Below are 25,656 nucleotides of genomic sequence, written 5' to 3' on the forward strand. Positions count from 1 at the left end.
GTGTCTCATCGGCCTTTCACAGACGCGTCGCACGGCCGGCCACCGGATCGACATCCCGCCGGATTTTTCCTCGAGATTTTTTCCGGCGCCGTATCAGCCCTGGTGGGAGGCGGTGAACCCGGCCGCCGCAGCAGCGGTGGACCGCACGAACGCCGCCAGCACGCGGGACCGAGACGCCTCCAGCACGCGGGACCGAGACGCCTCCAGCCACGCCAGCCAGCGGCGTCACGCCGAGGCGCCGCTCCAGCCGGCCGATCGCCCGCGACAGCGGCGGCTGCGCGATGCCGAGGCTCACGGCGGCCCGGCCGAAGTGCGGTTCCCGCGCCACCGCCAGGAAGCAGGTGAGCTCACGCGTTTCCACCACGTCCATGGACGACACCACGACCGCCCTGGTGACCGGGGCGAACAAGGGGATCGGATACGCCGTCGCCGCGGGGCTCGCCGCGCGCGGGATGACCGTGCTGATCGGCGCCCACGACGCCAACCTGGACGGCGTGTCCAGGGTGACCAACGCGATGCTGCCGCTGCTGCGCCGGGCGCCCGCGGGACGGATCGTCAACGTCTCCAGCGGCACCTCGTCGATGGCCGCGATGATCGACCCCGGCCACTACTTCTGGGACACGCCCGCCTCGGCGGCCTACCCGGCGTCCAATGCGGCGCTGAACATGCTGACGATCCAGTACGCCAAGCGGCTGCGGGACACCCGGGATCCTGGTCAACGCCGCCGCGCCCGGCGCCTGCGCGACCGACTTCGTGCTGGACTTCACCCGGCTGACCGGCCGGAGCATCGAGCGGACCGCCCAGCAGGGCGCGGCCGTGGTGATCCGGCTCGCCACCATCGGCGAGGGCGGCCCCGTCCCCTGGTGACCCCGCTCCAGGCCACGGCCCTGCTGGCAGCGGGCTAGGCGGGGCGGGGGTAGCGGGCGCGCATGGCGTCGATGCAGCGGTCCCGCGACACCGGGCCGCCGAACCGCAGCCGGTCGTAGGCGGTGAACGGCGGCTCCAGAGCGTCGAGTTCGTCGATCAGGGCGTGCAGGCGGTGGTTCCAGGCCGGTGTCCCGGCGTCCGGCTCCTGCGGCGCCGCCTCGATCGCGGTGACCAGGGCGTCCTTGTACCGGATGGTCCGGGGGGTGACCGAGCGCAGGCACACGTACTGCCCGGACAGGTAGGAGCCCCATTCCTGCTTGGCGGTGGTCTGGTCGTCCCAGTGCGCCAGGAACCACTCCTCCAGAGCGTCGACGCCGCCCGCCTGGTCGGCGAGGCCGAACAGGTCGGACGGCACCATCTCCGCGCCGTCGGACCGCAGGTAGGCGGGCAGCGGCAGCCTGCCGTCCAGCATCAGCCGCCGCACCCGGCCGGTGTCGCGGCCGGCGGCGCGGCACAGGTCCTCCAGGTCGGTGAACCACGCGGTGACGTAGGCGTCGTCGGCGGCCGTCATCGGGTGGTCGCCGTTGACCTCCCGGAACCGCTCGGCCAGCCGCGCCTTCAACTCGGGGTCGCTCATGGCGCCGACGCTAACCCGCGGTCGTTTCGGCGGCCGCCGAAACGTGGCCGCGTTCACCAGGGGGACAGCACGAGCGCCTGGACGGCCAGCGCGGTCGCCGCCTGCGCCGCCAGCCATGCCCTCGGCCTGCGATGGTGCGCGGCGGCGGCGACCATGATCCAGCCGGCGAACGGCAGCCAGATCCGCTCGACCTCGCCCTTGGCGACGCCGGACACGTCCAGGACGAGCACGCCCAGCAGCGCCGCGCCGGCCGTCGCCGCCACGGCCGCCTCGGGCGAGAGCGCCCGTGCCCGGGCGCCCCGCCACAGCGCCGCCGCCGTGCGGGGCAGCGCGTGCGCGACCGCCGGGCCGGTCAGCAGTCCCAGGACGGCCAGGTTCGCGAACAGGAAGTAGGGGTAGGAGCGCTGCGCCGATCCGCGGCTGATCAGATAGGTGTCCAGGGTGGCGCGGACGCCGTCGGGCCACCAGAACCCCAGCAGCGTGAAGGCGGCCGGGACCACCACCAGCCCGGCACAGGCGGCCGCGAGGACCCGCGCCGGGGGACGCCCGAGCAGCAGCACCGCCAGCGGCACCGCGAACAGCGGCAGCAGCCCGTAGCTCAGATACGGCAGGCAGCCGAGCAGCAGCCCGCCCGCCGCGGCCGCCGCGGCCGCCCGCGCCCCAGCCCGGCGGGCGGCCACTGCCAGCAGCGCCGTCCCCCACGCGCCCGCGGCCAGGAACACCGCGTCCATCGACGTCGCGACCCACACCGCCAGCGGGGCCGGCACCAGGAACGGGACCGCGGCCCGCGCGGCCCGCTCCCCCGCCGCGCACCGCACCGTGACGGCGATCGCGGCCACCGCCGACGTCCCCGCCGCGATGACGAACGCCGCCGCCCACCCGGTCCCGCCGAGCCCGGCCTTCTCCAGCGCCCACAGCAGCAGCGTCGGCAGCGGCGGATGTCCCCGCACATGCGTGGTGTAGCCGCCGAGCCGCTCGGTGAACGTCCGCAGCCATTCGAGGGGGTCGGGGCGCAGCTGGGCCAGGCCCGCCGGGTATTCGGTGGGCGCGTCGAGCGGCCCGGCCAGGGCGTGCCAGCCGTCGCCGGCCGCCAGCGCCACCGTCCACGCGGCGGCGCCGGCCCACGCGGCCGGCGGCAGCCACCGCCACGGCAGCCGCGCCGCGAGCACGGGAAGCGCCGCCACGGCCAGGGCCGCGAACGCCGCCGCCGGGAGCAGCTGCCAGGTCAGCGGCCGCTCCCGTAGCCGCGCGTGCAGCGGAGGCAGCGGGTCCTCGGTCGCCAGGCCGGCGCGCCGCAGGGACCAGCCCAGCGTGAACGCCGCCGCGATCACGGCCGCCCACAACGCGACCGCGACCCACCCCGGCCAGACGCGCCGCTTCGGGGGCGCCGGGGCGTTCGCGCGCCCGCGCGCCCGGGTGAGCGTCATCGGCGCGGCTCTTTACCCGAGGGTCGCGGGGCGCGCGTCGCCCCGCCATGCCGGGCACCGTCCCGGGCACCTCGGCGGACGATGACGGCGCGGGCCACGGCGGCGCACACCGCCGCGGCGGCGATGGCGGCCAGCACGATCGCCAGGTTGCGGCCGTAGGGCAGCGGAAGGCGGGACGGCTCGTCGGCGCGGCGCCCGTAGCCCAGCACGAGCGGGATCGAGACCGCGGTGAGGCATCCGGCGATGACGAGCGCGGCCCGCAGTATGCGCCGGTTCCCGGCGGGCACGAGCCCGGTGACCAGCCCCGCGAGCAGGACCGCCGGGACAAGGACGCCGTCGTGCAGGACCGCCGCGCCCGCGAACCAGGCGGCCCACCGCGCGACGGGCACCTCCGCGACGATCCCGCGGACGCCCAGGGCGATGAACCCCAGGCCCGCCAGGTAGGCGAGTATCCGCGTCTTCACAGGACCACCAGCCGGTGCACCCACTTGGTCTGCATGACGCCCGGCCGGTTAGGCGCGATCAGGCGGCAGGGGTAGCCGTGGTCCAGGTCGAGGGGTTCGCCGTTCAGGCCGAGTGCCAGCAGCGTCAGCGAGTCGTGCCAGTGCGGGGCGTCGACGAGCGAGGTGCGGTAGAGCCCGTAGGGTTCCAGCGACTCCACCCGCACCCGCGCGTCGCCGGCGACGCCGGCCATGCGCAGCACGTCCCGCAGCCGCACGCCCCGCCAGTTCGCCTCCACGCTCCAGCCCTCTACGCAGGAGATGGGCAGCCGCGCGGTGTGCTGCGGCAGTGCGCGCAGGTCGGCCAGGGACAGGGTGACCGGCCGCGCGACGCGTCCGGTCACCGTGAGCCGCCAGCCGGGATCGCGGGCGGCGGAGGTGACGCCGGTCGCGGCGGCCGACTTGTTGACCGGGACGCCCTGCGGGCCGTCTCCGGGGCGGCGGGGCGCCAGCACCGCCAGCCGCGCCAGCGGGGTGAACGCCTCCCCCACCGCGGTCAGGGCGACGACCCCGCTCGCGGCCGCGACGGTGAGCAGGAAGCCGCGGCGCCCCACCGCGTCCTGCGGCCTGGTCATCACGGTCCGGCGCGCTTTGGACCACTCGTTGGCCACGTGGATGAGCAGCGCCCCGAAGAGGATGTAGGCCGTCCAATAGTGCGCGGTGGTGAAGTAGAACCGGAACGCGTACCAGTAGCCGATGTTCATCACTCCGGTGACGAACTGGAACAGCGCCGCGCCGACCAGGACGAACACCAATGCCCGTTCCACGCCGTGGACGATCGAGCGGACCGGCGGCCACTGCCACAGCTTCGGGTAGACCGTCCACAGCTTGGCCAGCAGCAGCGGCACCGTCGCCAGGCCCCCGATGACGTGCACGCCCTGGGTGACCCGGTACAGGTTCACCGGACGCGACGGCCACTGCATCCACCCGGCGGGCTGCTGCATGAAGTGGCTGACCAGGCCGGTCCCGAACGAGACCAGGATGCTGGCGCCGAGGGCGATGCCGAGCCAGGACGCGACCCGCTCGTCGTGCAGGCGGCTGGTGAAGCGTCCCGGCAGCGTCGTGAGCGCCGCCGGCGGTTTCGGGAGCGCACTTCTCAGGGACGCAGGGCGACGAACCATCGGCCGGCCTCCTCCCACTGCTCGGTGACGGTCGCGGCGCACGCGGCGGCCAGCCCGGCGACGGCGTCGGCGGACACGTGCGCCCAGGGGAACCATTCCCCGACCGACCGGTCCGACCGCAGCCGCAGCGGCTCGGTCCGCGACCCGGCGCCGGGCGGCTCGACCTCCATCAGCACCCGCCCGCCGGGCGCCGGCAGCGCCAGGACGCGGCGCAGCAGCGCGGCGGGGTCGCCGCCGATGCCGATGTTGCCGTCGGCGAGCAGGACGGTGCGCCAGCGTCCGGTGCCGGGCACGCGGCCGAACACGTCCCGGCACAGGGCCGGGCCGCCCGCCGCGACCGTCAGCGCGACCGCGCGGGGGGCCACGTCGATGCCGAGCACCGGCAGGCCGCGGCGGGCGAGCGCCACCGTCAGCCGGCCCGGTCCCGAGCCGACGTCGAGGGTGGCGCCGCGGCAGCGGGCCAGCAGCCCGCCGTCGCCGGGGCGCAGGGCCAGCCAGTCCCGGACGGGCAGCGGGCGGCGGCGCCCGTCGGCGTGCTCGATCTCGACGGCGGCGCCGCCCTGCAGGGCCTCCTCGTACAGTGCGCCGATCATGCCGGGACGGTCCGGGATCCCAGGCCGCGAACGGCGGCGGCGAACCGGCCGCCCGCGGCGGCCTTGGCGACGGCGCGGGCGTCGGCGGGGGTGTCGACGTCGGTCAGCTCGGGCAGCAGCCCGACGTCCAGCCCGGCGGCGCGCAGCCGCGCGAGCTGGACCGCCCCGGTGCCGGGCCGCGACATCGGGACGCCGCGCAGCAGCCGCGCGTCGGGGCGGCGCAGCCCGAGCAGCCAGAACCCGCCGTCGGCGGCGGGGCCGAACACCGCGTCGCGGTGTGCCAGCTCCCGGCCGGCACCGCCCAGGAGGGCGGGTGTGACCTGCGGGGTGTCCATCCCGATCAGGACGAGCGGGCGGCCCCGCCACGCGTCGTCGAAGGCGGCGGCGAGGCGTTCGTCCAGGCCGCGGCCGCGCTGGGCGATGACGGTGAACCCGTCCGGCAGCCACGGGCCGGGGGTGCCGGCGAGCGCGAGGATCCGGCGGGCGGCCGGTGCGGCGGCGACGGCGGCGAGGGTGTCGCGCAGCGACGCCTCGGCGAGCGCGGCGGCCTCGGCGGGGGTGTAGGCGGGCGTCAGCCGGGTCTTGACCCGGCCGGGGACGGGCTCCTTGGCGATGACGATCAGGTCGGCGGCGGGTGTGCCGGTCATGGCGTGACCTCCGCCAGGACGCGGCGCATGTCGCGGACGGCGCGGACGGTGCCGGTGAGCGTCCCGGTCACCTTCGAGGTGCCGGTGCGGGGACGGTAGGCGACGTCGATCTCCCCGACGCGCCACCCGGCGTGCGCGGCGCGCAGCACCATCTCCAGGGGGTAGCCGAACCGGCGGTCGGCGATCCCGAGGGCGAGGAGCCCGTCGCGGCGGGCGGCGCGCATCGGCCCGAGGTCGTGCAGCCGGGTGCCGGCGCGCCGGTTCAGGGAGCGGGCCAGGACGGCGTTGCCGAGCCGGGCGTGCGGCGGCCACGCGCCCCGTCCAGACGGCCGCCGCCGCCCGAGCACCAGGCCGGGGCGTCCGGCGGCGTCGAGGTCGCCGAGCGCGGCGACGAGCCGGGGCAGCTCGGCGGGGTCGAGGGAGGCGTCGGCGTCCATGACGCACACGACCTCGGTCTCGGCGGCCAGGATCCCGGTGTGGCAGGCGGCGCCGAAGCCGCGGACGCCCGCCGGGACGACGCGGGCGCCGTGCTCGGCGGCCACGCGCGCGGAGTCGTCGGTGGAGGCGTTGTCGACCACCAGGGGCCGGAAGCCGCCGGGCATCCGCGTCAGCACCCAGGGCAGTGCCTCGGCCTCGTCGAGGCACGGGAGAACGACATCGATCACAGCTCAGACGCTACTTTCCGTGACGTGGGAACGACCCTTACGAACTGGTGACGGGCGGCCGCGCGAACTCGTCCATGCCCTCGGCGAACGGCACCGAGGGGGAGAAGCCCAGCTCGCGGCGGGCGCGGTCGGGGCGGGCGACGATGTGGCGGACGTCGCCGAGCCGGTAGCCGCCGGTCACCCGCGGCTCCGGGCCGCCGAACACCCCGGCGAGCGCGCCGGCCATGTCGCCGATGGTGCGGGGCTCGCCGCTGGCGATGTTGTAGGCGCGCAGCCCGCCCGGCTCGGGCGGCCCGGCCGCGACCCGCTCCAGCGCCAGCACGTTGGCGCGCGCGACGTCGCGGACGTGGACGAAGTCGCGCCGCTGCGCGCCGTCCTCGAACACCAGCGGCGCCTCGCCGTCCAGCAGCCGGGACCGGAAGATCGCCGCGACGCCGGCATAGGGGGTGTCGCGCGGCATCCGCGGCCCGTAGACGTTGTGGTACCGCAGCGCCGCGACGGACCCGCCGGTCGAGCGCGCCCACGAGGCGGCCAGGTGCTCCTGGGCGAGCTTGGTGTCGGCGTAGACGTTGCGGGGGCCGGGCGGGGTCTCCTCGCCGACGGCGCCCGGTGCCAGCGGCCGCCCGCAGGCGGGGCAGGCGGGCTCGAACCGTCCCGCGCGCAACGCTTCCTCCGGGCGGGGCCGCGGGCGGACCGGACCGTGGGTGTCGCAGGTGTAGGCGCCCTCCCCGTACACCACCATCGAGGACGCCAGCACCAGCACGCCGACGCCGGCGCGGGCCATCTCGGCCAGCAGCACGGCGGTGCCCTGCACGTTGACGGAGGTGTAGCCGGGCAGGTCGGACACGTCGACGCCGAGGCCGACCTTGGCGGCCTGGTGACAGACGGCGTCGACGCCGGCCAGGCGGCGCGCGACGGCGGCGGGGTCGCGGACGTCGGCGGGCGGGCCGCCGAGCGCGTCCGGCCGCACGTCGAGCCCGCGGACGCGGTGGCCCGCGGCGGTGAGGGCCTCGGCGACGTTCGAGCCGATGAATCCGGCCGACCCGGTGAGCAGTACGTTCATGCGGACGAAAGTAGGACGCGGGTCGCCTCCCGGTCGCCGCGAAAGGCACCGTCAAGGCACCTTGTTCGAACCTTGTAAGAACTTCACCCGTCCCCGCCGGGCAGCGGGGCCACCAGCGGGGCGAGCAGGCCGGCGGCCTTGTCGACGTCGGCCTCGGTGGTGGTGAGGTGGAACGCGCAGCGCAGCCGCCCGGCCCGGACGGCGGCGATCACGCCCCCCCGGCGCAGCAGGCCCGCGGTGCCGTCCGGGACGGGCACCGACACGATCGCCGAGTCGCCCGGCGGCAGGCCGAGCCCGGCGCTGAACCGGCGCGCCAGCGCGACGTCGTGGTCGTGGATCGCCGGGATCCCGACCTGTTCCAGCAGTTCCAGGGCGGGGGCGTGCCCGGCCCAGCACTGCCATGCCGGGGACAGGTCGAGGCGGCGCGCGTCGCCGGCCAGTCGCAGCGGCAGCCCGTAGACCGAGTCCCAGATGTCGGCGCCGGCGTACCATCCGGCGCCGATCGCGGGCAGGGCGTCCAGCGCCTCGGGGGTGCCGGTGAAGAAGCAGGTGCCGCGGGGGCCGAGCAGCCACTTGTAGCCGCCGGCGACCAGCCAGTCGACCCGGTCTGCCGGCAGGGGCAGCCACCCGGCGGCCTGGGTGGCGTCCAGCAGGATGCGGGCGCCGTGCGCGCGGGCGGCGCCGATCAGGTCGTCCATGGGGGCGATGCGGCCGTCGGCGGACTGGACCGCCGACACCGCGACCACGTCGGTGCCGGGCCGGACCTCGTCGGCGATCCGTTCCAGCGGGACCGACCGGACCGCCAGGCCCGGCCGGGCCGCGAACGGGAACAGCAGGGAGGTGAAGTCGCCGTCGGCGACCAGGACCTCGGCGCCGGCGGGCAGCGACGCCGCGACCAGCCCGACGAAGTAGGACACCTGGGGCCCGCACGCGACCCGGGCGGCGGGGACGCCGAGCAGCCGCGCGAACGCCTCCCGCGACCGGGTCACCGCCTCGTCCAGCGCGCCGGGGGTCAGCAGCCCCGCGGCCCGGTCCCGCTCGGCCGCCAGCATCGTCTCGTGCGCGGCGCGCGGCGGCAGCCCGTAGGTGGCGGTGTTGAGGAAGGCGACGCCGGCGCTGAACTCGCGCTGCGCCTCCTGGATGGAAAGGGTCATGCACCGATGGTCGGCCACCCGCCTCCCATAGCACAAAGTACGGTTTTCTTGGCCACCCATCAGCATGGTTGATACCTTGCGGGGATGCTGGACCTGCACCGGGGCCGGATCCTGCGCGAGGTGGCCAGGCTCGGCTCGATGACCGCCGCCGCCAAGTCCCTCGCCTACACCCAGCCGGCGGTGTCCCATCACATCGCGCGGCTGGAGGCCGAGGCCGGCACCCCGCTGGTGGTCCGGCACGGCCGCGGCGTCCGGCTGACCGAGGCGGGCCGGATCCTGGTCGAGCACGTCGAGGACGTCCTGGCCCGCCTGGACGACGCGCAGGAGCAGATCGCCGCGATCGCCGGGCTGCGCGCGGGACGGGTCCGGGTCGCGGCGTTCCCCACGGCCGCCGGCGCCCTGCTGCCCGACGCGCTGGCCCGGCTGCGCGCCCGCGCGCCCGGGGTGTCGGTGACGCTGGTGGACGCCGAGCCGCCCGAGGCGCTGGCGCTGCTGCGGGCCGGGGAGACCGACGTCGCGGTGGTGTTCCGGCACGTGTCCATGCCGCCGGAGACCGACGCCCGGTTCCGCGAGGTCGTGCTGCGCGACGACCCGCTGCGGCTTCTGGTCCCCGCGGCGCACCCGGTCGCGTCGGCGAAGCGGCCGCGGCTGGCGGACCTGGCCGGTGAGACGTGGGCGTCGGGCTGCGCGCGATGCCGCGACCATCTGCGGTGGGCGTGCGGGAAGGCGGGTTTCACCCCCGACATCGCGTTCGCCACCGAGGACCACGTCGCGATCCAGCGGCTGGTCGCGCGGGGCCTGGCCGTCACGACGCTGCCGGGGCTGGCGCTCGACCTGCACACCGAACCGGGCGTCGCGGCGCCCGGGGTGCCGGACGTCGGCAGCCGCCGCATCAGCGCGGTCGTCGCGGCGGGACCGCGCCCGCCCGCGGTGGCGGCCCTGCTGGACGAGCTCGCCGCCATCTCGTAGGCCCGTCCCTGCGGGGCGTGCGATAGTGGGCGCGTGGCACCCGACACCCCCGTACGCGCGACCGGTCCGCACAGTGTCCGCAGGGAGCGGGGGCCGTCGCCGTCGCTGACGGCCCGGCACGGGATCGGGTTCGCGATGAACCCGTGCGCGAGCCTGCTGCGCCTGTACGCCGAGGCGGGCCCGGTCGCGGTCGTCGGGACGCGACGCAGGCCGTTCGTGCACCTGTTCGGCCCGGACGCCAACGCGTTCGTGTTCGCCAACTCGGGGCTGTTCCGCTGGCGGGAGGCGTTCGACCTGCTGGTGCCGGTGAACGGGGAGACCGCGCTGATCGTCAGCGACGGCGACGGCCATCGCAGGAGGCGGCGGCTGGTCCAGCCGGCGTTCCATCACCGCCGGGTCGGCGGGTATGTGGCGCGGATGGCGGCCAACACCGACGCGGCCCTGGAGTCGTGGCGGCCGGGCCGGACGCTGGACGCCTACGCCGAGCTGCGGGCGGTGATCCGCCGCAGCACGGTCGAGGTGCTGTTCGGCGACCGGCTCGCCGCCGACAGCGAGGTGATCGGGCGGCGGCTGCAGGTCGCGCTCGCCGCGATCGACCAGAACTTCGTGCTGCAGATGATGCTGCGGTCGGTCCCCAACCCGTACATGCGGCGGGTCGCGGCGTCCCGCGCGCTGGTCGCCCGGCGGGTGGACGAGGAGATCGACCGCCGGCTGGCCGAGGGCGGTGAGCACGACGACGTGCTCGGCATGCTGCTGGCGGCCCGCGACGAGGACGGGACGGGCCTGACCCGCCAGGAGCTGCAGGACCAGGTGATCAGCCTCATCTCCGCCGGATACGACACCACCAGCGCGGCGATGGCGTGGGCGGTGTACGCGCTGCTGGCGCACCCGGACGCCGAGGAGCGGGCGCGGCGCGAGGTCGCCGAGGTGGTCGGCGACCGGCCCGTGCAGGCCGCCGACCTTCCCGCGCTGACCTTCCTGGACGGCGTCGTGAACGAGACGCTGCGGCTGTTCCCGCCCGCCGTGCTCAGCGCCCGCGTCCCCGTCGAGGACATCGAGTACGCCGGGCACCGGATCCCGGCGGGCGCGATGGTGTTCTACTCGCCGTTCGTCACCCACCGGATGCCGGAGGTGTGGCCGCTGGCGGGACGGTTCCGCCCGGACCGGTGGGACCCGTCCTCGGACCTGCACCGTCCCACCACGCCGGCGACGTTCCTGCCGTTCGGCGGCGGCCCGCACCGGTGCATCGGCTCGACGCTGGCGACCGTGGAGATCAAGACGATGCTGGCGTGCCTGCTGCGCCGCACCCGGCTGCGCCTGGAGTCCACCGCCGCCACCCCGACGAGCGTGACCGCGATGCGCCCGCGCGGCGGCCTGCCCGTCCGGGTCCTCTGACCCCGCCGTCCGGTTCTCAGCTCTGGCGCAGGCACACGCAGAACGGGTGCCCGGCCGGGTCGGTGAGGACGCGCCAGCGGTCCCCGCCGGGCTGGAACTGCGGCCTCGCGCCGCCGAGGCCGATCACGGTCTCCTCGGCCTTGTCGAGGTCGTCGACGTAGAAGTCCAGGTGGAACTGCTGGGGCCGCTCCCCCTCGGGCCACGTCGGCGGCCGGTGCCCGGCGACGCCCTGGAAGTAGACGTCCAGGCCGTTCGGCAGTTTCACCGCGGCGGCCTCGGGGGTGTCGTAGGTGACCTCTGCGCCGGTCACCGCCGCGTAGAACGCCGCGAGCGCCGGCGGCTCCGGGCAGTCGATGTTGACGGCGATGAACTCCGCGAAACCGGACATGTATGTGTTCCCTTCGGTCGGTACGCCTCCATGCTTCCAGCCGTACCTGACACCTTCTGTCAGGTAGGGGCGAAGAGTTCGGCGTTGCGTTCGCACCAGGCGGCGAAGGTGCGGGGCGGGCGCCGGAGCAGCCGTTCGACGGTGCCGGTGCGCACGCCCGCGGTGTCGGCGCGCATGAGGGCGTACCACTCGACGATGGCGTCGGCGAGCTCGCGGGGGGCGCCGCCGGGGAACCGCGCCCGGACGGCCTCCTCGGGCGTCGAGGTCTGCCGGACCTCGATGTCCCGCCCGATCGCCGCGGCGATGATCTCGACCTGCTCGGCGAGGGTGAACAGCTCACCGCCGGTGAGCGCGTAGGTCCGCCCCTCGTGTCCGTCCTCGGTGAGGACGGCGGCGGCGACGGCCGCGATGTCGGCGGTGTCGACCGGCGCGAACCGTCCCGGCCCGGACGGGTCGAGGACGTACCCGCCGTCCCGTACGGTCGCCGCCCACTCCAGCGCGTTGCGCATGAACGCGCCGGGCCGCAGGATCGTGGCGGGGATACCGGACGCCCGGACGATCTCCTCCCGCGCGTGGTGCCAGCGGCCCATCGCGGGCACCGGGTCGCCGATCACGGTCATCGACGACAGGTGCACGATGTGCCGGACCCCGGCCGCCCGCGCGGCCGCCACGGCGTTGGCGGTGTGCTCGGTGCCGATCCCGGCGGTGAGCAGGAACAGCCGGTCGGCGCCGGCGAACGCGGGCGGCAGCGTGGCGGGCTCGCCGAGGTCGGCGACGACCCGCTCGGCGTCCGCCGGCAGCCCGGCGGCCCGGGCCGGATCGCGGACCAGCACGCGGAACTCCGCGCCCTTGGCGGCCAGGTCGCGGGCGAGGTCGCGGCCGATGTTCCCGGTGGCACCGGTGACCAGTAGCATGAGCCCCCCAAAGTCGTTTGCCGTCTATCGATATCCGCGACCGAACGTTAGCCGGTAAATGATTAGCCGTCAATCGATCCGCCGGCGAAGGAGCCGCGATGTCCGACTTCCTCGACCTGCACAGCCGGACGTCCAAGGCGCTGCGGGCCGCGGCCGAGACCGGGATGCGCCGCCACGGCCTGCACTACGGGCAGGACTTCCTGCTGCGGGCCCTGTGGGAGCGCGACGGCCGCGCGCCCGGCGAGATCGCCGCCGCGCTGCACGTCACCACGCCGACCGTCGTCAAGGCCGCCACCCGGATGGCCGCCGCCGGCCTGCTGGTCCGGCGGCGCGACGAGCGGGACAACCGGCTCGTCCGCCTCTGGCTCACCGACGCCGGCCGCGCGCTGCGGGAGCCGGTGGAGACCGAGCGGCGGCTGCTGGAGGAGAAGGTCACCGCCGGCCTCACCACCGAAGAGCGCGAGCACCTGATGAGCGCCCTGACCAAGATCCACCGCGCTGCCGCGGCGCTGGACCCCGGAGAGTCCTAGCGCGCCTAGTCCTGGCGGGTGGGATCCGGCCGCGCGGCCTGTGACAGGCGGGCCGCCATCGCGGCCAGGCGCTCGCGGAGCTCGGACGGCTCGCGGACCTCGAACCCGATGTCGAGGTAGGCGATGCGCAGCGCCGTCCATTCCAGGGAGTCGGGGGCGGTGCGCAGGACGCAGGTGCGGTCGTCGACGGGCTCGACCTCGGCGCCGGTCACCCGGAACCGGTCGGCCAGCTCCTCCGCGGACGCGTGCACGAGCAGCACCGCCCGCCGCAGCGGCCGCCGCCGCGCCAGCGAGCGGGTGACGAACGCGGCGGCGTCGGCGGCGGGCGGCTCGCGGGGCGTGAACCGGGCTCCGGTCGGGCGCGGGCCGGAAAGCCGGTCGACGCGGAACGTCCGCCAGTCCCCGCGGCCGGTGTCGAACGCGACCAGGTACCAGCGGCGCCCGGCCGACACCAGCCCGTGCGGCTCGGCCACGCGGCGGGTCTCCCCGTCGCCGGCGTCCCGGTAGGCGAAGCGGACGCGCTCGTGGTCGCGGCACGCGGCGGCCAGCACGGTGAGGGTCTCGGGGTCGACGGCAGGTCCGGCGGGCGGCCCGGTCAGCGGTGTCGTGGCGGCGTGCACGGCGGTCACGCGGCGCCGCAGCCGGGCGGGCAGGACCTGTTCGAGTTTGGCCAGGGCCCGGACGGACGCCTCACCGATGCCCTCGACCGCTCCCCCGGTGGCGGCGCGCAGCCCGACGGCGATCGCGACGGCCTCCTCGTCGTCCAGCAGCAGCGGCGGCATCGCGGCGCCCGCCTCCAGCCCGTAGCCGCCCGCCGCGCCGAGCGTGGCGTGCACGGGGTAGCCGAGGCCGCGCAGCCGCTCGACGTCGCGGCGGACGGTGCGGGGGCTGACGCCGAGGCGCTCGCACAGCTCCGGGCCGCTCCATTCGCGGCGGCCCTGCAGCAGGGACAGCAGCCGCAGCAGACGTTCCGACGACATGGTCCCAGTATCCGCGCGAATGAGGCCGGATCCTGACCGCATTGCGTTCTAGCGTGACGGCCATGAACACCGACCACATCGTCATCGCCGGGGCCAGGCACAACAACCTCAAGGACGTCTCGCTGCGCGTCCCGAAGAACCGGCTCGTCGTGTTCACCGGCGTGTCGGGGTCGGGCAAGTCGTCGATCGTGTTCGGCACGATCGCGGCCGAGGCGCAGCGGCAGCTGAACGAGACGCTCGGCTGGTTCGCCCGCGATCGGATGCCCAAGCGGGAACGGCCGGACGCCGACGCCATCGACCGCCTGACCACGGCCGTCGTGGTCGACCAGCGGCCGATCGGCGGGAACGCCCGCTCCACCGTCGGCACCGTCACCGACGTCTCCCCGGTCCTGCGGGTGCTGTTCTCCCGGCACGGGACGCCCGGCGCCGGCGAGGCGTCCGCCTACTCCTTCAACGACCCGCGCGGCATGTGCCCCGAGTGCGCCGGCCTCGGCCGCGTCGCCGGCGTCGACCTGGACCGGTTCCTGGACACCGGGCGGTCGCTGAACGAGGGCGCGGTCGACTTCCCGCCGTTCGGCGTCGGGACGTTCGTGTGGCAGCTGTACGCCGAGTCCGGCCTGTTCGACCCGGACAAGCCGCTGCGCGAGTTCACCCCCGAGGAGTGGGACCTGTTCCTGCACGGGAAGGGCTTCCGGGTGCGGCGCCGCAACCGCACCGGGTCGATGGGCCACAACGCCTACGAGGGCGTGCTGGAACGGTTCCACCGCCTCTACATCCGGCGCGACATCGGCTCGCTGCCGCCGAAGGTGCGGGACGCGGCCCGCCGCGTCACCCGCGAGGACACCTGCTCCGCTTGCGGGGGCGCGCGCCTCAACGCGGCGGCGCTGGCGTCGCGCATCGGCGGGCACGGCATCGCCGACCTGTCCCGGATGGAGATCGGCGACCTGATCGCCACGCTCGGCGAGTTGGCCGCCGCGTGCGCCGGCCCAGACGCCGCCGAGGTCGCGGACGCGGCGGTCACCCGGCTGCGGCGGCTGGAGGACATCGGCCTGGCCTACCTCACCCTGGACCGCGAGACCCGCACATTGTCGGGCGGGGAGGCGCAGCGCCTCAAGGTCGTCCGGCACCTGGGGTCGGCCCTGACCGGAATGACCTACATCTTCGACGAGCCCAGCGCCGGCATGCACCCCCGCGACGTCGACCGCCTCAACGCGCTGCTGCTCCGGCTGCGCGACAAGGGCAACACCGTGCTGGTGGTCGAGCACGACCCCGCGGTGATCGCCGCCGCCGACCACGTGATCGACATGGGGCCGGGCGCGGGCGTGCACGGCGGCCGCGTGGTGTTCACCGGGACGACCGCGCGGCTGCGCGACGCCGCCACCCCCACCGGCCGCGCGCTGCGCCGGACCGTGCCGGTCAAGGCCGGGTTCCGCGAGCCCTCGGGGTGGCTGACGGTCACCGGTGCCCGCGCCAACAACCTGAAGGACGTGACGGCGCGGTTCCCCGCCGGCGTGCTGACGGCGGTCACCGGCGTCGCGGGGTCGGGCAAGAGCACCCTGGTCGTGGACGAGTTCGCCGCCCGGCATCCCGGCACGGTCGTGGTGGACCAGTCGGCGATCGCGGCGTCCCGCCGGTCGAGCCCCGCCACGTTCACCGGCATCATGGACCCGCTGCGCCGCCTGCTCGCGCGGGCCACCGGCGCCGACGCCGCCCTGTTCAGCCACAACTCCGCGGGCGCGTGCCCGCTGTGCGACGGCAACGGCGTCATCGTCACCGACCTGGCGTTCATGGACCCGGTCACGACCACGTGCGAGGCGTGCGGCGGCGGCCGGTACCGCCCCGAGGCGCTGACGCACACCCTGCGGGGACGGACGGTCGTGGACCTGCTGGCGATGACCGCCGAGGAGGCCCTGGCCTTCTTCACCGGCCCGGCCGAACGCGCCACCGGCCCGGCCGAGCGTGCGATCGCCGTCCGGCTGCGCGCCCTGAACGAGGCGGGGCTCGGCTACCTGACGCTCGGGCGCCCGCTCGGGTCGCTGTCGGGCGGCGAGCGGCAGCGCCTGAAGCTGGCGACCCGGCTGCACCGCACCGGCTCGGTCTACGTGCTGGACGAGCCGACGACGGGCCTGCACCCCTCCGACGTGAGCGCGCTCCTCGCCCTGCTGGGGCGGCTGGTCGACAGCGGCGACACCGTCATCGTCGTCGAGCACGACCTGCACGTGGTCAAGCACGCGGACTGGGTGATCGACGTCGGCCCCGGCGGCGGCCGGCACGGCGGCGAGATCGTGTTCGCCGGGACCCCGGCCGCGCTGCTGGACGCGCCCACCTGCACGGCCGGGTTCCTGCGCCGTGACCTGGCCCGCGCGGCCTAGCCGCCGGGGGCGAGGCCGCTCAGTCGCCGCTCAGTCGCCGGGGGCGAGGCGGGCGGGGAACCCGCCGGTGGCGACCGGCCCCCAGCGGTCGATGGTGACGCGGATCAGGGACTTGCCCTGGCGGCGCATCGCCTCCCGGTACTCGTCCCAGTCCGGGTGCTCCCCGGCGATGCAGCGGTAGTAGTCGACGAGCGCGTCGGCGGCCTCGGGCATGTCGATGACCTCGGCCGTCCCGTCGATCTGGACGTAGGGGCCGTTGAACTCGTCGGACAGCACGCACACCGACACGCGGGCGTCGCGGCGGGCGTTGCGGGTCTTGGCCCGCTCGGGGTATGTGGAGATCACGAGGCGGCCTCCGTCGTCGACGCCGCAGGTGACCGGCGACATCTGGGGCCGCCCGTCGGCGCGGACGGTGGACAGCACCGCATGGTGCCGGGGGCGCAGGAACTCGAGCAGTTCGGGAAGGTCGACGCGGTTCGCGGTGGCGATCGAAGGAGCCATGTCCGCCACCTTAGGGAACCGGGCACCGATGAGTTCGGGTGCGCCGCGCCGTCTACCCATGACAACGGATTCACCAAGGATTCACCGAGGAGGACGACGATGAGCGACCGCGACCCCGTCAAGGCCCGCAACCTCGACATCTACGGCGGCGGAGAGCTGGCCTGGGACACCGTCCGGGACGCGCTGACCGCGGCGCTTCCAAAGGCCGAGACGCCGGTGTACCTCGGCACCGTCCGGCCGGACGGCCGCCCGCACTCGGCCGGTGTCGGCGCGTCGTGGTACGAGGGCGACCTGTACGTCGTCAGCGGCCCCGGCACGCGCAAGTCCCGGAACCTGGCGGCGAACCCGGCGTGCACCATCTCGGTCCGGACGGCGGTCGGGGACGTGGTGCTGGAGGGTGAGGCCGAGCGCGTCACCGACCCGGGCGTCCTGGAGCCGGTCGCGGCGGTGTACCGGGAGGGAGGCTGGCCGGCGCAGGTGGAAGGCGACGCGTTCACCGCCCCCTACAGCGCGCAGAGCGCGGGCCCGCCGCCCTGGCACCTCTACCGCATCACCTTCCACACGGTGTTCGTGGTGGGCACGGTCGAGCCGTACGGCGCGATGCGGTGGAGCTTCGCGCGCTGAGGGTCGGGCGCGGGTGTCGACTTTGGTCTATGGGCCCGTGGCCCATCGGGCGTTGGTGCGGCCGTGCCGCCCGGCGAGACTGGCGGCATGGCAGGGGGAATCTCACTGAGCGGCGCGCCCGCGGGCCGCTGGACGCTCGTCCACGACGGCCGCCGGCTGGAGGTCGAGACCGAACGCGCCGGCTGGGACCACATAGCGCGCCTGTACGTGGACGGCGACCGCGTGGAGGAGGGCAAGGACTTCCCGAAGGTCACGCTCCCCTACGGGGAACTGAGCGTGGTGGTCGGGTTCGACGTCCGGGGGCTGGCCGACGGGCAGGCCGCACGGTGCGAGCTGCGCCCGCCCAAGCCCGCCGAGGACGACGAGCGCGACGCTGAGCCCGACGGTGAGCCAGACCGCGAGCGCGCCGGGTTCGAGCCGGTCGCGTTCGAGCCGCCGGAGGGGACGCGCGCCGCGCGGCGGGAGGCGTTCGCGCGGGCGCATCCGGCGCTGTACGCGTCCCGGCATGTGGCGGTGGCGACCGGGCAGGTGCTGTTCCCGCTGCTGGGGCTGGGCGCGCTGGTGAAGGTGCTGCTGGACCGGGTTCCGTGGCCGGAGTGGCGGCTCCCCGACATCGACCCGCCGTCGATCCCGTGGCCGGACATTCCCTGGCCGGACGTGCCCTGGCCCGACCTGCCGGACTTCTCGGCGCCGCCGTGGGTGCGCGCGCTCCTGGCGGCGGCGAAGTTCGCGGTCCCGATCGTGATCGCGATCGGCGTCGCGGTCAAGGAGGTCGAGCGGCGCAAGCGGGCGGCCGCTCAGCGGGGCGACCGGTCCGGCGCAGGCGACGACGTTGACGGCGGCGGACAGTGGCCTGCCCAGGACCGGGCCGGTGGAGCCGGAGACGATCGCGAGCAGGGACGCGGCGAACCGTCCGGGCGGCGCGGCCGGGTCCTGGCCGCTCAGCCGGGCGCAGAGCCCCCGCCGGGCAGTGGGCCGGACGGCCCGGGAGCTGCGTAGACTTTCCGATCATGAGCGACCGGCCGTCACCCCACTCGTACCTGTCCGAGCTGTTCTCCCTGGAGGGCAGGGTCGCCGTGGTGACGGGCGGCAGCTCGGGGATCGGCCGGGCGATCGCCGAGGCGCTCGCCCGCGCCGGCGCGTCCGTGGTCGTCGTGGCGCGGCGGGAGGCGGAGCTTGCCGCGACGGTCCGGGACCTGGAGGGGCACGGCGGCCGGGCCGCGTTCGTCAGCGCCGACCTGGGGTCGCGGGACGCGGTCGCCGAGGCGGCCGACGAGGCGGCGGCGGCGTTCGGCGAGCCGGACATCCTGGTCAACGCGGCGGCGGTCAACCTGCGCCCGCCGATGGACGGTCTCGGCGCCGAGGTGTGGGACACCACGATGGCGGTGAACCTGGACGCGCCGTTCCTGCTCGGGCAGCGGTTCGGCCCGGGGATGGCGGGGCGCGGGTTCGGCCGGATGATCCACATCGCCTCGCAGCAGGCGTTCCGGGCGTCGCTGGCCAGCGGCGCCTACGGGGTGTCCAAGGCGGGCCTGGCCGCGCTGGCCCGGTCGCAGGCCGAGGCGTGGTCGGGCCGCGGCGTCACCGCCAACACCCTGGTGCCGGGGTTCGTGATGACGCCGCTCAACGCGCACCTGTCGTCGGATCCGGTGAAGGTGAAGGCGCTCGCCGAGCGGACCCTTTCCGGCCGCAACGGCGTGGCGGAGGACTTCGCGGGCGCGGCGGTGTTCCTGGCGTCGCCGTCGGCGGCCTACGTCACCGGCCAGTCGATCTTCGTGGACGGCGGTTTCTCCGCCCACTAGCCCGCCGTCCGCGGTCAGCCGGTCCGGTCGAACAGGCCGGTGGCCTGGACGGCGGCGGCCGGGTCGGCGGCGTGCACGATGCCCCCGACGGGCCGGCCGTGCTCGTCGTGGACGCGCCATCCGCCGAGCTGGACGACCGGGACCCGTCCCGCGCGCATGGCCAGGGCGATCTCCGACAGCGTCCCCCAGGATCCGCCGACGGCGATGACGGCGTCGGCGGCGTTGACGATGACGTTGTTGCGGGCCTGGCCGAGGCCGGTGGGAACGGCGACGGTCAGGTCCGGGCCGGCGGCGGCGCGGTCGGCGGCGGGCAGCACGCCGACCACGACGCCGCCGCCGGTGCGGGCACCGGCCGCCGCGGCGGCCATCACGCCGCCGTGCCCGCCGCAGACGACCACGGCGCCGCGCGCGGCGAGGAGCCGCCCGGTCTCGTAGGCGTGGTCCCATTCGGCTTCGGTGCACTCGCCCGGCCCGCACACCGCCACCTGGAGCGCCATGACCGGGCTACTCCGCGCCGTGCCGGGCGGCGATCTGGTCGATCTTCGCGGCGAGGTCGAAGTCCTTGGCGGTGAGCCCGCCCGCGCTGTGGGTGGACAGCGCGAACGTCAGGGTGCGCCAGCGGATGTCGATGTCGGGATGGTGATCGGCGTCCTCGGCGGCGCGGGCGACGTCGGTGACCACGTCGATCCCGGCCGGGAACGAGGGCGCCTTCACCCGCCGGCGGATCTGGTTCCCGTCCCGGCTCCAGGCGGGCAGGTCGCGCAGCCGGCCGGCGACGGCGGTGTCGTCGAGCGTGTCGGGCATCGGGTCACTTCCTGTTCGTCGGCGCTGATGCCCTTCCTCCTTCCCACTCCGGCTCCCCTTCCACTCAGGCGACCGCCCTCAGGCGGCGGTCACCCGGCGGCGGTCACCCGGTGGCGGAGGTCAGGTCGTACAGGACGGTGCCGCCGACGGTGGTGGCGGTGTAGTTCGCGGCGACCCATGCGCTGATCTTCTGGGCGGCGTCGCTGCCGCTGCCGGCGCGCATCGACATGCCGCCGCCCCCTCCCCCGACGAAGTAGTGGATCTTCCCCTGCCGGACGAGGCTCTGGAATCCGTCGAGGGTGGGCGCGGGGTCGGTGCCGTTGAACCCGCCGACGGCCATCACCGGCTCGCCGGTGGCGAGCTGGTAGCCGGCGGCGGTGTTGGATCCGACGGCCGCGGCGACCCAGGTGTAGGAGGAGGCGCGGGCCTTGAGCGCGGCCGTCACCGCCGCGCTCGGGGTGGTGGCGCCCAGGATCCCGCCGGGCCCGCCGCCCCCAGGCCCGCCACCGGTCCGGCCGCCGCCGCCCGGTCGTCCGCCGCCGGGGCCGCCGAACATGCCCGCCCCAGGCCCGAACCCCTGCCCGGCGCCCGGCCCGGCATTCTGCCCGGCACTCTGGGGCGGCGCACCGGCCTGGCCCCGGTTCCATCCGCCGGGCCCGCCGCGCCCGGGACGTCCGCCCGGGCCGCCGCGCCCGGGGCCGAACCCGCCGGACGTCGCCGGGCCCGCGGTGACGATGGCGCCGGTGTGCGGGGTCCGGGCGGTCTCGGCCGCGTAGGCGGCGGGTCCGGCGAGGGACGCCAGGACCGCCAGGACGACGACGCCGCCGAGGACGCGTCCGCGCAGCACCCGCACGGCGGCCAGGCCCGCGGCGGCGACGAGGCCGGCGGCGACGATCACCGGCGCGAGCCAGGGATGCCAGTCCGGGGACCGCCCGAGCAGCACGTACGCCCAAACGGCCGTGACCGCGACGGCCGCCGACAGGATCGCGGCGGCCTCGGGGGTGCGGCGCCGTTCCCACAGCAGCGCGGCGCCCATGCCGGTGAGCGCGGCGATCGCGGGGGCCAGCGCGACGGTGTAGTACTCGTGGAAGATCCCCTGCATCCAGCTGAAGACGGCGGCGGTGACCAGCAGCCATCCGCCCCACAGCGCGAGCGCGGCGCGGGCGGGGTCGGTGCGGGGCGCGCTGCGGGTCGCCCACAGGCCCGCGGCCAGCAGCATGAGGGCGGCGGGCAGCAGCCAGGAGATCTGGCCGCCGATCACGGTCCCGAACATGCGGCCCCATCCGGCGTCCTGGTCGAGGTTGCCGAGGCCGCCGGTCTCCTCGCCGTTGAGGCGGCCGAGCCCGTTGTAGCCGAACGCCAGTTCCAGCACGGAGTTGTGCTGGGATCCGCCGATGTAGGGGCGGGACGAGGCGGGGACCAGCGCGACCGCCGCGACCCACCATCCGGCCGACACCAGCAGCGCTCCCGCGGCGGCGGCCAGCTGCCACAGCCTGCGCCGCACGGCTGTGGGGGCGGTGACGAGGTAGACCAGCGCGAACACCGGGACGACCAGGAACGCCTGCAGCATCTTGGCCAGGAACCCGGTGCCGACGCAGGCGGCCGCGAGCAGCAGCCAGCGGGTGCTCGCGGTCTCCTGCGCCCGGACCGTCGCGTAGGCGCCGAGCGTCAGCAGCAGCACCAGCAGCGCGTCGGGGTTGTTGAACCGGAACATCAGCGCCGCGACCGGTGTCAGCGCGAGCGCGGCGCCGGCGAGCAGCGCCGCCCAGGCCGGGAACCGGCGCCGGACGGCCGCGTGCAGGACGCCGACGGTCGCGACGCCCATCAGCGCCTGCGGGACGAGGATGCTCCAGGTGTTGACGCCGAACACGCGGGCGGTGAGCGCCATCGGCCACAGCGCGGCGGGCGTCTTGTCGACGGTGATGGCGTTGGCGGCGTCGGAGGAGCCGAAGAAGAACGCCTTCCAGCTGGTGGCGCCGGCCTGGACGGCGGCGGAGTAGAACGCGTTGGCCCATCCGGACGCGCCGAGCCCCCAGATGTACAGCAGGCCGGTCGCGGCCAGCAGTGCCAGCAGCGCGGGGCGGGCCCAGGCGGGGTCGGCGGCCGGGCCGCGCAGCAGTTTTCGCGGGAGGCCGCCCCACCCGTGCGGGGTGCGGGGCGCGGGCGGGGCGGCCTGGATGGTGGAGGTCATGTCGTTTTCCCTGCGGGTCAGCCGAGCTTGTAAAGCTGGGTGCCGGTGGAGCCGCCGGACGAGGCGTCCGGCGAGCCGGTGGACGTGCCGCCGTATTCGCCGGCGTCGACGAGGGTCCCGTTCTTCTGGACCCATGCGGTGACGCCGGAGTCGCCGCCGCCTCCGGGGCCCATGCGGCCGCCGAGCAGGATGTAGCGCAGCTTGCCGTCCTTGACGTACTGCTGGAGCTTGGCGACGGTCATGGCGGGGTCGCTTCCGGTGAAGCCGCCCATGGCGATGACGGGACGCCCGGTCTGCAGGATGATCGAGGACGCCTCCTGGGCGCTGGAGACCGCGACGAGCCAGGTGGCGCCGCCCTGGTTCTTCTCCAGGTAGGCGATCATCTGCGAGTCGACCCGTCCGCCCGGCCCCCCGCCGAAGCCGCCGAAGCCGCTCCCTGCGGGGCGCTGCCCGCGCCCGTCGGGTGCCTGTCCGGCCTGGGCCCCGCCCGGCGCCTGGCCGTTCCGGCCACCGGGCTGCCCGGCAGGTGCCTGCCCGTCCTGTGCCGGTCCGCCGGGCATGCCCGCACCGCCCGGCAGGCCTGCACCACCCGGCATCCCGGGGGGTGCGCCGCGTCCGGCCGTGCCGCGGCCTCCGGGGAAGCCGCCGGGTCCGCCGAACCCGTTCCCGGAGGACGGCCCCGCCAGCGGGTTGGAGCCGTTGGAGGTGGTGGACGCGGCCGACACCGCGTACGCGGCCGGCCCGGCGAGACCTGCGGTCACGGCGAGCACCAGCCCGGCGACGGCGGCGCGCGTCCTGGCGCGGCGGACGAACCGTCCCCCGAGGAGGGCGAGCACGGCCAGGACGGTGGCGGCGGCGACGGCCCACCGCAGCCACGGGTGCCAGGACGGTGTGCGGTCCAGCAGCGCGAACGCCCATGCGCCGGTGGCGGCGATGCCAGCCGGCGGCACCCACGCCCACCTGGCCGACCGCCGGTAGGCGCCGGTCAGCAGGACGGCGCCGGCGCCGGTGAGCGCGGCGACCGCGGGCGCAATGGCGGTGGAGTAGTAGGGGTGGAAGGTGCCTTTGGCGAAGCTGAAGATGACGTAGTGGACGGCGAGCCAGCCGCCCCACAGCAGCAGCGCGGCGCGGGCGGTGTCGGTACGTGGCTTGCGCCGCAGCAGGATCAGCCCGGCGGCGAGGGCGAGGACGGCGAACGGGATGAGCCAGGAGATCTGCCCGCCGAGGATGTCGTTGAACAGCCGCCCGGCGCCGGACTGGCCGCCGAAGCCGCCACCGCCGCCCGGGCCGCCGCCCCCGGGGCCGCCGCGTCCGCCGTTCTCGCCGAAGACGCGGCCGAGGCCGTTGTAGCCGATGACCAGGTCCCAGGCGGTGCCGTCGGTGCTGCCGCCGATGTAGGGGCGGGAGCCGGCGGGGACGGCGTCCACGGTCAGCATCCACCAGAACGAGGACGCGGCCAGGACGGCGCCGGCGGCGAGCAGGTGCCCGGCGCGGCGCAGCAGCCCGGGCCGGGCGGCGACGAGGTAGGCCAGGCCGAGCGCCGGGACGACGAGGAACGCCTGCAGCATCTTGGTGTTGAAGCCGCAGCCGACGAGGAACGCCGCGAGCAGCAGGGGCCGCAGCCGCCCGGTGTCGATGGCGCGCTGGCAGGCCCAGGCGGCGGCGACCAGCAGCAGGACCAGCAGCGTGTCGGGGTTGTTGTCGCGGTTGATGGCGACGGTGATCGGGGTGAGGGCGAGCACGGCGGCGGCGGTGACCGCGGCGGCGGGCCCGAACGCGCGCCGCACCGTGGCGTACAGCACGGCGACGGCGGCGACGCCTTCGGCGACCTGCGGGAGGAGCAGGCTCCAGGTGGAGAACCCGAAGACGCGCGCGGACAGCTCCATGGCCCACAGGGCCATGGGCGGCTTGTCGACGGTGATGTAGGAGCCGGCGTCCAGGGAGCCGAAGAAGAACGCCTTCCAGCTCTGGGTGCCGCTCTTGACGGCGGCGGAGTAGTAGGAGTTGGCGTATCCGGCCTTCGACAGTCCCCACGCGTACAGGACGCACGCCGCGATCAGGATGCCCCACAGCGCGGGCCGGGCCCAGCGGGGGTCGCCGTCCGGTCCGAGGAGCAGCCTGCGGGCGCGCCCCGCCGGGGAGGCGGGTCCGGCGGCGGCGGGCGGTGTGATCGTGGAGGTCATGACTGGGTTCCTCCGGTCTCCTCGGCCGCGGGGACGCGGTCCCCGGCGGCGGGGCGGCCGCCGAGGCGGCGCGGGTGGAAGATCCAGGCGCGCATCAGCAGGAACCGCACCAGGGTGGCGACGGCGTTGGCGGCGACGAGCGCGGCGACCTCGACGGCCCGGGACGCGCCGGGCGCGGCGGCGTGCAGGAGAGCCAGGCCGCCGCTGCTGAGGGCGAGGCCGAGCAGGAACGCCAGGCCGCCTTCGAGCTGCTGCCGGAACGCGCGGCGGGTGCCGGTGACGCCGAAGGTGAAGCGGCGGTTGGCGGCGGTGTTCCCGATCGTGGTGATGATCAGGGAGACCGCGTTCGCCCACAGCGGCCCCATGGCCAGGCGCAGCACCACGAACAGGACGAGCTGGGCGAGGGTGCTGATGACGCCGATGACGGCGAAGGCGGGGAGCTGGCGGGCCATTCCGGCGGGGAGCGCGGCCTGGTCGAGCCGGGGGCGTCCGCCGACGGGGGCGCGGAACGCGCCGGTGAGCATGCGGCGGGCGACGCGGGCCATGCCGCGCAGGTCGTCGCGGGCGGTGCGCAGGACGTCGACGCGGCTGTCGGGGTCGTCGACCCAGTCGACGGGGACCTCGTGGATGCGCAGCCCGTTGCGTTCGGCGAGCAGCAGCAGCTCGGTGTCGAAGAACCACTCCTCGTCCTCGACGGACGGCAGCAGCGCCTGCACGATCTCGGTGCGGGCGGCCTTGAAGCCGCACTGGGCGTCGGTGAACCGGGCGGCGAGGGCGGTGCGCAGGAGCAGGTTGTAGCAGCGGGAGATGACCTCGCGGCGGGGGCCGCGGACCACGGCGGAGCCGCGGGTGAGGCGGGAGCCGATGGCCAGGTCGCTGTGCCCGGAGATGAGCGGTGCGACCAGCGGCAGGAACGCGTCCAGGTCGGTGGACAGGTCGACGTCCATGTAGGCGACGACGTCGGCGTCGCTGGTGCCCCACACGTGCCGCAGGGCGCGGCCCCGGCCCTTGGCCTCCAGCCGCACGGCGTGGACGCGCGGATGCCGCGCCGCCAGGTCCTGGGCGATCCGCCAGGTGGTGTCGGTGCTGGCGTTGTCGGCGACGGTGATGCGGAACGGGTAGGGGAAGGTGCCGGCGAGGTAGGCGTGCAGGCGTTCCACGCTCGCCGCCAGGACGCGTTCCTCGTTGTAGACGGGGACGACCACCTCGACGAGCCTGCCCCGCCCCCCGTGGTCGTGCGAGGGCGGGGGCGGCGCGGCGGGCGTGCCCCGTTCGGTGACAAGGTGACTCATGAGACCGAGGTTCGGGGGCGGGTGTGGGAAGGCCGTG

General features: G+C 75.7%; 27 protein-coding genes. 8 read left to right on the top strand and 19 right to left on the bottom strand.

Annotated elements, in window-relative coordinates; all coding sequences use genetic code 11:
- Positions 1–16 precede the first annotated feature (16 nt).
- On the bottom strand, positions 17–370 hold the full coding sequence (locus ACQPZP_RS22885) for a helix-turn-helix domain-containing protein (RefSeq protein ID WP_433471775.1): 354 nt from the start codon (positions 368–370) through the stop codon (positions 17–19).
- Between ACQPZP_RS22885 and ACQPZP_RS22890 the strand changes: the two genes are divergently transcribed.
- The gene (locus tag ACQPZP_RS22890; protein WP_433471776.1) at positions 369–905 is read left to right on the top strand and encodes an SDR family NAD(P)-dependent oxidoreductase; all 537 of its coding nucleotides are present in this window, start codon (positions 369–371) and stop codon (positions 903–905) included. The two genes, ACQPZP_RS22885 and ACQPZP_RS22890, sit on opposite strands and share 2 nt — an antisense overlap.
- On the opposite strand, the gene ACQPZP_RS22895 is transcribed toward ACQPZP_RS22890, so the two are convergent.
- From ACQPZP_RS22895 to ACQPZP_RS22935, 9 genes are all read right to left on the bottom strand, one after another.
- The gene (locus ACQPZP_RS22895; protein WP_433471777.1) at positions 902–1,504 is read right to left on the bottom strand and encodes a DUF6058 family natural product biosynthesis protein; all 603 of its coding nucleotides are present in this window, start codon (positions 1,502–1,504) and stop codon (positions 902–904) included. The two genes, ACQPZP_RS22890 and ACQPZP_RS22895, sit on opposite strands and share 4 nt — an antisense overlap.
- A gap of 53 nt (positions 1,505–1,557) precedes the next feature.
- Positions 1,558–2,931, bottom strand: a complete 1,374-nt coding sequence (locus tag ACQPZP_RS22900) for a hypothetical protein (RefSeq protein WP_433471778.1) — start codon at positions 2,929–2,931, stop codon at positions 1,558–1,560.
- On the bottom strand, positions 2,928–3,395 hold the full coding sequence (locus tag ACQPZP_RS22905; protein WP_433471779.1) for a hypothetical protein: 468 nt from the start codon (positions 3,393–3,395) through the stop codon (positions 2,928–2,930). Before ACQPZP_RS22905 ends, ACQPZP_RS22900 begins: the two co-directional genes overlap by 4 nt.
- Complete coding sequence (locus tag ACQPZP_RS22910; RefSeq protein WP_433471780.1) at positions 3,392–4,552, bottom strand: molybdopterin-dependent oxidoreductase; 1,161 nt, start codon at positions 4,550–4,552, stop codon at positions 3,392–3,394. The genes ACQPZP_RS22905 and ACQPZP_RS22910 overlap by 4 nt, the downstream gene beginning before the upstream one ends.
- A complete protein-coding gene (locus tag ACQPZP_RS22915; protein WP_433471781.1) occupies positions 4,528–5,145 on the bottom strand; it encodes a class I SAM-dependent methyltransferase in 618 nt (205 codons plus the stop codon). Before ACQPZP_RS22915 ends, ACQPZP_RS22910 begins: the two co-directional genes overlap by 25 nt.
- The gene (locus tag ACQPZP_RS22920) at positions 5,142–5,792 is read right to left on the bottom strand and encodes a TIGR04282 family arsenosugar biosynthesis glycosyltransferase (protein ID WP_433471782.1); all 651 of its coding nucleotides are present in this window, start codon (positions 5,790–5,792) and stop codon (positions 5,142–5,144) included. The genes ACQPZP_RS22915 and ACQPZP_RS22920 overlap by 4 nt, the downstream gene beginning before the upstream one ends.
- Positions 5,789–6,457, bottom strand: a complete 669-nt coding sequence (locus ACQPZP_RS22925) for a glycosyltransferase family 2 protein (RefSeq protein WP_433471783.1) — start codon at positions 6,455–6,457, stop codon at positions 5,789–5,791. Before ACQPZP_RS22925 ends, ACQPZP_RS22920 begins: the two co-directional genes overlap by 4 nt.
- A 37-nt stretch (positions 6,458–6,494) precedes the next feature.
- Positions 6,495–7,520 carry an NAD-dependent epimerase/dehydratase family protein gene (locus ACQPZP_RS22930; RefSeq protein ID WP_433471784.1) on the bottom strand — a complete coding sequence of 342 codons (1,026 nt, stop codon included), beginning with the start codon at positions 7,518–7,520 and terminating at the stop codon, positions 6,495–6,497.
- An 83-nt stretch (positions 7,521–7,603) separates the two neighbouring features.
- Positions 7,604–8,674: an aminotransferase class V-fold PLP-dependent enzyme gene (locus tag ACQPZP_RS22935; RefSeq protein WP_433471785.1), complete on the bottom strand. Its 1,071-nt coding sequence runs from the start codon at positions 8,672–8,674 to the stop codon at positions 7,604–7,606.
- An 84-nt stretch (positions 8,675–8,758) separates the two neighbouring features.
- Between ACQPZP_RS22935 and ACQPZP_RS22940 the strand changes: the two genes are divergently transcribed.
- Together ACQPZP_RS22940 and ACQPZP_RS22945 are read left to right on the top strand one after the other, a co-directional pair.
- Complete coding sequence (locus ACQPZP_RS22940; protein ID WP_433471786.1) at positions 8,759–9,643, top strand: LysR family transcriptional regulator; 885 nt, start codon at positions 8,759–8,761, stop codon at positions 9,641–9,643.
- A gap of 33 nt (positions 9,644–9,676) precedes the next feature.
- Entirely contained in the window at positions 9,677–11,038 is a 1,362-nt protein-coding gene (locus tag ACQPZP_RS22945; protein WP_433471787.1) for a cytochrome P450, read from the top strand.
- A 16-nt stretch (positions 11,039–11,054) separates the two neighbouring features.
- On the opposite strand, the gene ACQPZP_RS22950 is transcribed toward ACQPZP_RS22945, so the two are convergent.
- A complete protein-coding gene (locus tag ACQPZP_RS22950; protein WP_433471788.1) occupies positions 11,055–11,426 on the bottom strand; it encodes a VOC family protein in 372 nt (123 codons plus the stop codon).
- 59 nt (positions 11,427–11,485) lie between these two features.
- On the bottom strand, positions 11,486–12,340 hold the full coding sequence (locus ACQPZP_RS22955; protein WP_433471789.1) for an NAD(P)H-binding protein: 855 nt from the start codon (positions 12,338–12,340) through the stop codon (positions 11,486–11,488).
- 98 nt (positions 12,341–12,438) lie between these two features.
- On the opposite strand from ACQPZP_RS22955, the gene ACQPZP_RS22960 reads away from it, so the two are divergent.
- Positions 12,439–12,870, top strand: a complete 432-nt coding sequence (locus tag ACQPZP_RS22960) for a MarR family winged helix-turn-helix transcriptional regulator (RefSeq protein WP_433471790.1) — start codon at positions 12,439–12,441, stop codon at positions 12,868–12,870.
- 5 nt (positions 12,871–12,875) lie between these two features.
- Here ACQPZP_RS22960 and ACQPZP_RS22965 read toward each other — a convergent pair whose 3' ends face one another.
- Complete coding sequence (locus ACQPZP_RS22965) at positions 12,876–13,850, bottom strand: helix-turn-helix transcriptional regulator (protein ID WP_433471791.1); 975 nt, start codon at positions 13,848–13,850, stop codon at positions 12,876–12,878.
- Positions 13,851–13,912: 62 nt separating this feature from the next.
- Here ACQPZP_RS22965 and ACQPZP_RS22970 point away from each other — a divergent pair, with 62 nt between their 5' ends.
- Positions 13,913–16,222: an ATP-binding cassette domain-containing protein gene (locus ACQPZP_RS22970; RefSeq protein WP_433471792.1), complete on the top strand. Its 2,310-nt coding sequence runs from the start codon at positions 13,913–13,915 to the stop codon at positions 16,220–16,222.
- 30 nt (positions 16,223–16,252) lie between these two features.
- On the opposite strand, the gene ACQPZP_RS22975 is transcribed toward ACQPZP_RS22970, so the two are convergent.
- Positions 16,253–16,723 (bottom strand): PPOX class F420-dependent oxidoreductase, encoded by a 471-nt coding sequence (locus ACQPZP_RS22975; RefSeq protein ID WP_433471793.1) that lies wholly within the window; start codon positions 16,721–16,723, stop codon positions 16,253–16,255.
- Positions 16,724–16,822: 99 nt separating this feature from the next.
- On the opposite strand from ACQPZP_RS22975, the gene ACQPZP_RS22980 reads away from it, so the two are divergent.
- The 3 genes from ACQPZP_RS22980 (at position 16,823) to ACQPZP_RS22990 (ending at position 19,149) form a co-directional block, all read left to right on the top strand.
- Positions 16,823–17,347 carry a pyridoxamine 5'-phosphate oxidase family protein gene (locus tag ACQPZP_RS22980; RefSeq protein ID WP_433471794.1) on the top strand — a complete coding sequence of 175 codons (525 nt, stop codon included), beginning with the start codon at positions 16,823–16,825 and terminating at the stop codon, positions 17,345–17,347.
- Between the two features lie 87 nt (positions 17,348–17,434).
- A complete protein-coding gene (locus ACQPZP_RS22985) occupies positions 17,435–18,346 on the top strand; it encodes a hypothetical protein (RefSeq protein ID WP_433471795.1) in 912 nt (303 codons plus the stop codon).
- Between the two features lie 11 nt (positions 18,347–18,357).
- Positions 18,358–19,149, top strand: coding sequence for an SDR family NAD(P)-dependent oxidoreductase (locus ACQPZP_RS22990; protein WP_433471796.1), 792 nt, complete (start codon positions 18,358–18,360; stop codon positions 19,147–19,149).
- 14 nt (positions 19,150–19,163) lie between these two features.
- Here the strand turns inward: ACQPZP_RS22990 and ACQPZP_RS22995 are convergent, their stop codons facing one another.
- The 5 genes from ACQPZP_RS22995 to ACQPZP_RS23015 form a co-directional block, all read right to left on the bottom strand.
- Positions 19,164–19,646 carry a TIGR00725 family protein gene (locus tag ACQPZP_RS22995; protein ID WP_433471797.1) on the bottom strand — a complete coding sequence of 161 codons (483 nt, stop codon included), beginning with the start codon at positions 19,644–19,646 and terminating at the stop codon, positions 19,164–19,166.
- 7 nt (positions 19,647–19,653) lie between these two features.
- Positions 19,654–19,953 (bottom strand): 4a-hydroxytetrahydrobiopterin dehydratase, encoded by a 300-nt coding sequence (locus ACQPZP_RS23000; protein WP_433471798.1) that lies wholly within the window; start codon positions 19,951–19,953, stop codon positions 19,654–19,656.
- Between the two features lie 103 nt (positions 19,954–20,056).
- On the bottom strand, positions 20,057–22,144 hold the full coding sequence (locus tag ACQPZP_RS23005) for an ArnT family glycosyltransferase (protein ID WP_433471799.1): 2,088 nt from the start codon (positions 22,142–22,144) through the stop codon (positions 20,057–20,059).
- Positions 22,145–22,161: 17 nt separating this feature from the next.
- The gene (locus ACQPZP_RS23010; protein ID WP_433471800.1) at positions 22,162–24,327 is read right to left on the bottom strand and encodes a glycosyltransferase family 39 protein; all 2,166 of its coding nucleotides are present in this window, start codon (positions 24,325–24,327) and stop codon (positions 22,162–22,164) included.
- Positions 24,324–25,619 (bottom strand): glycosyltransferase, encoded by a 1,296-nt coding sequence (locus ACQPZP_RS23015; protein WP_433471801.1) that lies wholly within the window; start codon positions 25,617–25,619, stop codon positions 24,324–24,326. Before ACQPZP_RS23015 ends, ACQPZP_RS23010 begins: the two co-directional genes overlap by 4 nt.
- Positions 25,620–25,656: the final 37 nt, after the last annotated feature.

It is taken from the genome of Spirillospora sp. CA-142024 (assembly GCF_050942325.1).
Taxonomy (GTDB): domain Bacteria; phylum Actinomycetota; class Actinomycetes; order Streptosporangiales; family Streptosporangiaceae; genus Spirillospora.